Raw genomic sequence first — 7,181 nt, 5'->3', positions numbered from 1 at the left:
TCGTCGCTCTCATCCTCGACGTCGACGCCCTCCCGGGACTGTCACAGCAGAGGAAGGCCGGCGATCTCGATCTCTTTCCGCTAGCACAAGGAGCTGCGTCGTGAGCGCCGCACTGTCGCAACCCGTCGCCCATTCCCACGGGCTCCCCCCGGGACTTGCCACCCGCATCGGCAACCAGGTCGTCACCTTTCGCGTCGACGGCCGCGCCTTCGGCGTCGATGTCGGAGCGGTGCGCGAGATCAAGGGCTGGCAGCCCACGACGCCCCTGCCGAACTCGGCCCACCACGTGCTCGGGGTGATCAACCTGCGCGGCGCGATCATCGCGGTCTACGATTTGCGCCAGCGGCTCGGCCTCGGCCCGGCGTCGATCTCCCGCGCCTCGGTCGTCATCGTCGTCGACCTCGGCGAGCGCTTCGCCGGGATCCTGGTCGATGCGGTGTCCGACATCGTCGACGTCGCCCCCGATGACCTGCGCCCGGCGCCCGACGTGGACCAGGCCTTCGGCCCGGCCCTGCTGGACGCGATCCTAGTGAAGGGCGAGGCGGTGATCTCGATCCTCAACCTGCAGGCCGTGGTGAGCGAGACGTACTGACCGCCGCCCCTTCTGCCCGCTCCGACCCCGAAGCAACCTGGTGAAAGATGGCCCTGTTCCGAACCTCGATCCGGCGATACCTGACCGCGACGGTGCTCGCGGTCTGCGCTCCGACGGCCGTGGTGTCCGCATGGCTCGCCGCGAACGCCGCGCTGGAGTACCGGGATGCCGTGCGGATCGAGCGCTCGGTCGCCGCTGACAGGGCTCTGCTGGAACTTGCCGCCGATGTCGACGGCCAGCGCATCGCGGTCGGCGCGGCCATCGCCCAGGACGACAAGCCCGCTCCCCGCATCGAGGAGTGGAAGAGCCGCGTCGAGGCCTCCGTGGCACGCGCCGCCGTGGCCATCGCCGCCACGGACGTCGCCACGGCCGGCGAGACGGCGAAGGCGCTTCGCGAGCAGTGGGACACGGCCGCGCCGCTCTACCAGCAGGTGATGGACGAGGCAGGCAAGGACAAGGCCGAGCGCAGCATGGCCATGGCCATCGACTGGACCGACGCCCTGACTGCCGTGGCCGGGACCGCGGCCGCAGGCTCGGCGGACGCGGCCCAGGCCGCCCGCCTGCATGACGGACCGCTGGCCGAGATGCAGCGCCTGAAGGATGCCGCCCGCGGCGTCCAGCGCACCTATGCCGAGCAGTGCCCGTTGCTGCGCCCGAATGTCGGCACCTCCCGCGCGCTGTGGCCGGGCCTTGCCGTCAAGCTCGGCACCGCGCGCGGCGCCACGGCCGCAGGCCTCGACACGATCGCCGCCGTGACCTCGCGCGCCGGTGCCCCCGCCGCCATCGCAGCCGCCGGTTCCGCAGCCATCGCCGCCGTCAAGGATGCGACGGCCAAGGCAGACGAAGTCGTCGCCAAGTTCGACGACAGCGGCACCAAGATCATGAGCGGCGAGGAGTGGATGGCGCAGTGCTCCGCGCCCGCGCCGACGCTCGCCGCACTCGTCTCGGCCTCCCTCGACACCATGACCGGCCACGCTGCCGCGCTGTCCCGGGAGGCGTTCATCCGGCTGGCCGGAATGGGTGCGCTCTTTCTGGTGACGCTTGCGCTGGCCGCCGCGACGTGGCGCGGCATCCAGAGCCGCCTGGGCCAGCCGCTCGCGGCGCTGAAGCAGTCGCTCGATCGCTTCCGGGCCAATGATTTCGAGCAGAAGGCGCCCGAGCCGGCCAACCCGGACGAACTCGGCGCGCTGGCCCTCGCCCTCGAGGACTACCGGGCCAATGCGCTCGCCCTTGCCCGCGAGCAGCAGGCTGAGGAGGGCCGCCGCCGGGAGGAGCAGCGCGCGGCACAGGCCATGCGCGCGGCCGTCGAGCAGGTCGCCGCCGTGGTGGCGTCGGCGCGCCAGGGCGATTTCTCGCAGCGCGCCAATGCCGCGGGCATCGACGGGTCGGTGCGCGACGTCATCGAGAGCGTGAACGCCATCAACGCCGTTTTCGACAGCGCGACGCGCGAGTTCTCCTCGGTGCTGCAGTGCATCGCCGCGGGAGACCTCACCCGTCAGGTCGCCACCGCACACCAGGGCCGCCTCGGCGAGCTCCGCGACGCCATCAACGACACCGTCGGGCGACTCAGCGAGACCGTGCGCGGGATCAAGGCGACCGCGTCCGACGTGGCCTCCGCGGCCCGCGAGATCAGTGCCGGCGCCGAGGACCTCTCGCGCCGCACCGAAAACCAGGCCTCCTCGCTCGAGGAGACGTCTGCGACGACCGAAGAGATTGCCGCGTCCGTGAAGGCCTCCACCCAGGCCTCGCGCCAGGCGGCCTCGCTGGCCGACGAGGCGAAGGGCGTGGCCGAGAGCGGCGGCAGCATCGTCAGCCAAGCCGTCGAGGCGATGGCCCGCATCGAGGAGGAGAGCAAGCGCATCTCCGACATCACCTCGGTCATCGACGAGATCGCCTTCCAGACCAACCTGCTGGCCCTGAACGCCGCCGTCGAGGCCGCAAGGGCGGGAGACGCCGGCAAGGGCTTCGCCGTCGTGGCGGCCGAGGTGCGCACGCTTGCGCAACGCTCCTCGCAGGCCGCAAAGGACATCACGCAGCGCATCGCCTCATCTTCGACCCAGGTTTCGGAAGGCGTGCGGCTGGTCCGCGAGGCCGGCGAGGCCCTGGCCAGCATCGTCGACGCGTCGCGCCGCGTGTCCTCGACCGTGACGCAGATCTCGACCGCTTCCGCAGAGCAGACCAGCGGCATCGACGAGATGACCCAGGCCATCGCGCACATGGACGAGATGACGCAGCAGAACGCCGCGCTGGCGGAGGAGAGCGCCGCCTCGGCGGCCGCCCTCACGCGCCAGATCACCACGCTGGAACAGATCCTTTCGTCCTTCCGGACCGCGGCCTCCGACGCGGCGGGACGGGACAGCCGTCTGGCCGCCCTCGCCTTCGACGCCTTCGCGCCCGAGCCCGCGGCCACGGGAACCTACGGAAGACACGCATGAGTCGGAGCAACTACACGGCCGCGGCTCGCCCGTCCGCCGACAGGAGCGACAGCAACGCCTTCGGGCTCTCGCTCGACGAGGACGACATTGCCCTGTCGCCGCGCGACTTCGAGCTGATTGCCTCGATCGCAAAGGAACAGGCCGGGATCGTCATCCGCGCCCACAAGACGGCCATGATCCGCGGCCGCCTGATGCGCCGGCTGCGCGCGCTGGGGCTGCGCTCCGTGGCCGAGTATTGCGAGATGCTGCGCGGCCCAGACGCCGGCCGCGAGCTGCCGCAGCTGCTGAACGTCCTGACGACCAACCACACCGCGTTCTTCCGCGAGAGGCACCATTTCGACCATCTGGCGAGCGATGCCCTGCCTGAGTCCGTCCTCAATGCGCGCGGTTCCAGCCGCATCCGCATCTGGTGCGCGGCGTCCTCGACAGGCGAGGAGCCCTACTCCATCGCCGCCACCGTGAATGCGGCCAACGTGCCCCGCGGGATCGACCTGAAGATTCTGGCGACGGACATCGACACTGACGTGCTCGACCGCGCCCAGCGCGCCGAATACTCGCGGGAGGTCGTCGAACGCGCACCTGCCGACCTGCGCCGCAGCCTGATGGCCGAGAACATCGGTCCCGACACAGTGCGCATCGGCGAACCGCTGCGCAGGCTTCTCACCTTCCGGCAGCTCAACCTGGTTACGCCCTGGCCGATGAAGGGCCCGTTCGACGCCATCTTCTGCCGGAACGTCATGATCTATTTCGATGCGCCCACCAAGAAGAGCATCGTCGACCGCTCCGTCGACCTGCTGAGGCCGGGTGGGTGGCTCTATCTCGGCCACTCAGAATCCTTGTCGCCGCCGCATCCGGCCTTCGACCTGATCGGCCGCACGATCTACAGGAGGCGCTGATGGCCATCGGCACGATGCCTCCCAACCCGCCGCGCGCCGCCGCTCCGGCCTCCACCCGCAGGTCGTTCCAGGATGCGTCCGGGCAGACCTTCGTCTCGGTCGCGCCCGGCGACCAGTACGTCACCGACAACCCCAACGAGGTGATCGTGACGCTGCTCGGATCCTGCGTCTCGGCCTGCGCGCGAGACACCATCACCGGCGTCGGCGGCATGAACCATTTCCTCCTGCCCTCCTCCGACTCGCACGACCTGTCGCGCGGCACGGACGAGGCCATGCGCTTCGGCGACTACGCCATGGAAAGCCTGCTCAACGCGATCTACCGCAAGGGCGGCCAGCGCGGCCGGATCGAGTTCAAGATCTTCGGGGGCGCCCGCGTGCTGGGCGGCTCCACCATGCTCAAGATCGGCGAGCAGAATATCGGCTTCGTCGAGAAGTTTCTGAAGACGGAGGGCTTCCCGATCGTGGCGCGCTCCGTCGGCGGCACGGCCCCGCGCCGGCTGCGGTTCCACCCTGCGACCGGACGGGCGTTCGTGCAGGAACTCGACCGCAGCAGCGCGCAGACGGTCACCCGCGAGGAAGAGGATTACCGGAACAGGATCGCGCGCGTGGCGCCTGCCGGAGATGTGGAGTTCTTCTGATGTCGCGCACCGCACCCTATCGCGTCTTCGTCATCGACGATTCCCGGACGATCCGGCGGCTGATCGGCGCCATCGTGGAAGAGACGGAAGGCCTCGTGCTCGCCGGCTCGGCCGAAAGCGCCGAGGATGCCTGGGACATCCTCCGCCAGCCCGAGGTGGCGGTCGACGTCGTGTCGCTCGACATCGAGCTGCCCGGCATGAACGGCATCGACTTCCTCAAGAAGCTGATGGTGTCGCGGCCGCTGCCGGTCCTCGTGGTCTCCGGCCACACGCCGGCGTCCGGCGACCTCGCCATCACGGCGCTCGAGAATGGCGCGATCGACGTCATTCAGAAGCCGGACGCGCAGCCCACCGAGATCGACCGGTTCATCGCGGATACCGCGGCGGGCCTGCTGCGCGCGGCGCAGAGCAACCACCGGCGCTTCCAGCCGGCCGCTCCCGCGGCGCCGAGGCTGACGCCCATTCCGTCGTCCGTACCCGGCCCGGCCACGGCGCCCGTCGGCGAGGCGCACGGGCTCATCTGCATCGGCGCCTCGACGGGCGGCGTGCCGGCCGTCTGCAAGGTGGTCGAGGGACTGCGCCACGCCGGCGCCCCCATCGTCGTGGTCCAGCACATGCCGCCGAGCTTCACGGCACGCCTCGCGGCGCGCCTGCAGGCGACGACCGGCATCCCCTCGCGGGAAGCCGACGACGGTGACCGTCTCACGGCCGGCACGGTCTGGGTCGCTCCCGGCGGATTCCATCTCCGCGTCGTGCAGAAGGGCGGCTACTATGTGGCGAGCCTTTCGGAGGAAAGTCCGGTCTCCGGCCACAAGCCCTCCATCGACGTGCTCTTCCATTCGGCGGCGCGACAGGCCGGCCCGGCCGCCTGCGGCGTTCTGCTGACCGGCATGGGCCGCGACGGCGCGGACGGGCTTCTCGCCATGCGCCGCGCCGGGGCTAGGACGATCGGGCAGGACGAGGCAACCTGCGTGGTGTATGGCATGCCCAAAGTTGCGGCGCAGATCGGGGCCGTGGAGCAGGTTCTTCCGCTCGACCGGATCGCCGACGCCGTCCTGGCCCAGCAACCGCGCCGCCGCGCGCTGCGCACTGCATCGGGGACGAACAATGGCTGACATCAAGTCCAAGAAGGTGCTCGTGGTCGACGACCAGAAGAGCATGCGTGGTCTTGTCCGCTTTGCCCTGCTGCAGATGGGCATGGAAACCGTCGACGGTGCGGAAAGCGGAGAGGAAGCCATCAAGAAGCTCACGCAGGTGCGCTATGACCTCGTCATCACCGACCTGCACATGGGCGGCATCTCGGGCCTCGGCCTGCTGAAGGCGATCCGCTCGCACCCCGTGCTGCGCGGCACGCCCGTGATCATGGCGACCAGCGAAACGTCCTCGGATACGGTGCGCCAGGCCAAGAATGCCGGGGTGGACGCTTTCCTGCTCAAGCCGGTTGAGCCCAATGCGCTGCAGGCGCGCGTCAAGAGCGTGCTGAAGGTGGCCTGACCGCGCTTTAGGTCTGGACGTTTTGCGAAAGGCCCTGCTTCGGCGGGGCCTTTTGTCATCTGGAGGCGCGTCGGAGGGGTTATCCGATGGTGAGGCTGTCGGCGACCTTGTCCATCTCCGCCACCAGTCCGACCGCGGTGAAGGGCTTCAGGATGACGTGGCGCAGATTGGCCCGCTCGAACTTGCTGCGGTCGAACGTCTCTTCCCGCGTCGTCATCAGCAGGAACGGGATCATGGCCCAGGCATCGCGCCGGTCCATGATGAGCTTCAGGTCGACGCCGTTCATCGGCATCATGAAGTAGTCTGAGATCACGAAGCCGAACTCGCGCTGGCTCAGCTTGCGGATGGCCTCGGGCCCGCTGCCGGCGCCCTCGACGTCCGACACGCCCTGGGCGTTGAGCAGCGACGTCACGATCCGGATGATCGCAAAGTTGTCGTCGACGACCAGGACCGGCTTGATGCGATCAAAAGGCAACGGCTTGTTCCGTAAGGGCCAAGCTCCGGTTGTGCCTCAAGCAGCCCTTGTCGGCAATGTCCGGCCCTTTGCGGACCCCCGTCACGCGCCGGCGCGTTGCGGCGCGGCACGGGCCTTAAACTCGGCCGAGACTGCGCTCAGCTCGCGGGCCAGCGCCAGGGCGAGCTCGTTGCCGTCATCGCGGACACCCGAGCGGACGATCGAGCTGATGGCCTCGACGTAGCGGCGCAGCACGATCATGGGCACGTCGCGCATGCCCTCCTGAAGGAGATCGCACAAGCCCGCGGCGAGCTGGCTGGCGATGGGGTAGCCGAACTGCAGGGCCTGACCCCTGATGTCGTGCGCGACCATGAACATGGTCTTCACGTCCTCGGCTTCGCGCGGGCCGGTCTCGAAAATGGCGAAGCTGTCCACGAGGCGCTTGGTCTCGCTCTGCATCCATTCGGTGAAGTTCGGGGCGAGCGCTGCAAGCGCCCTGTCGGCCCTGGCCACCATCTGCGCGACATCCGCCGGCGACTGGCGGACATGGCTCAACGCCTTCGCCCGCAATGTGTTGGGCGGGACGATCACGGTGTGGTCCGCGTGGACCGTCTTCTCGGGTTCCGGTGGTTCGATCTTCTTCATGGCTAAAGCTCTCTGAAATGAACGGCC

8 protein-coding genes are annotated in these 7,181 nt (G+C 69.2%); 6 read left to right on the top strand and 2 right to left on the bottom strand.

Features of this window, described 5'->3' with window-relative positions; genetic code table 11:
* The first annotated feature begins 100 nt into the window (after positions 1-100).
* Genes AC5JCN_RS24245 through AC5JCN_RS24220 form a run of 6 tightly spaced genes read left to right on the top strand, consistent with a single transcriptional unit; the run spans position 101 to position 6,055 of the window.
* Positions 101-592, top strand: coding sequence for a chemotaxis protein CheW (locus AC5JCN_RS24245; protein WP_495757657.1), 492 nt, complete (start codon positions 101-103; stop codon positions 590-592).
* Positions 593-639: 47 nt separating this feature from the next.
* On the top strand, positions 640-3,027 hold the full coding sequence (locus AC5JCN_RS24240) for a methyl-accepting chemotaxis protein (RefSeq protein WP_495757656.1): 2,388 nt from the start codon (positions 640-642) through the stop codon (positions 3,025-3,027).
* Positions 3,024-3,923, top strand: coding sequence for a CheR family methyltransferase (locus tag AC5JCN_RS24235; protein ID WP_495757655.1), 900 nt, complete (start codon positions 3,024-3,026; stop codon positions 3,921-3,923). The genes AC5JCN_RS24240 and AC5JCN_RS24235 overlap by 4 nt, the downstream gene beginning before the upstream one ends.
* Positions 3,923-4,561, top strand: coding sequence for a chemoreceptor glutamine deamidase CheD (locus tag AC5JCN_RS24230; RefSeq protein WP_495757654.1), 639 nt, complete (start codon positions 3,923-3,925; stop codon positions 4,559-4,561). Before AC5JCN_RS24235 ends, AC5JCN_RS24230 begins: the two co-directional genes overlap by 1 nt.
* The gene (gene cheB, locus AC5JCN_RS24225; RefSeq protein ID WP_495757653.1) at positions 4,561-5,676 is read left to right on the top strand and encodes a chemotaxis-specific protein-glutamate methyltransferase CheB; all 1,116 of its coding nucleotides are present in this window, start codon (positions 4,561-4,563) and stop codon (positions 5,674-5,676) included. The genes AC5JCN_RS24230 and cheB overlap by 1 nt, the downstream gene beginning before the upstream one ends.
* On the top strand, positions 5,669-6,055 hold the full coding sequence (locus AC5JCN_RS24220; protein WP_495757652.1) for a response regulator: 387 nt from the start codon (positions 5,669-5,671) through the stop codon (positions 6,053-6,055). Before cheB ends, AC5JCN_RS24220 begins: the two co-directional genes overlap by 8 nt.
* Positions 6,056-6,134: 79 nt before the next feature.
* Here AC5JCN_RS24220 and AC5JCN_RS24215 read toward each other — a convergent pair whose 3' ends face one another.
* Together AC5JCN_RS24215 and AC5JCN_RS24210 are read right to left on the bottom strand one after the other, a co-directional pair.
* On the bottom strand, positions 6,135-6,530 hold the full coding sequence (locus AC5JCN_RS24215) for a response regulator (protein ID WP_495757651.1): 396 nt from the start codon (positions 6,528-6,530) through the stop codon (positions 6,135-6,137).
* 81 nt (positions 6,531-6,611) lie between these two features.
* Positions 6,612-7,154 (bottom strand): hypothetical protein, encoded by a 543-nt coding sequence (locus AC5JCN_RS24210; protein ID WP_495757650.1) that lies wholly within the window; start codon positions 7,152-7,154, stop codon positions 6,612-6,614.
* Between the last annotated feature and the right edge of the window lie 27 nt (positions 7,155-7,181).

This window comes from Alsobacter sp., from assembly GCF_059501845.1.
This window is presented reverse-complemented; position numbering and strand designations above follow the sequence as displayed.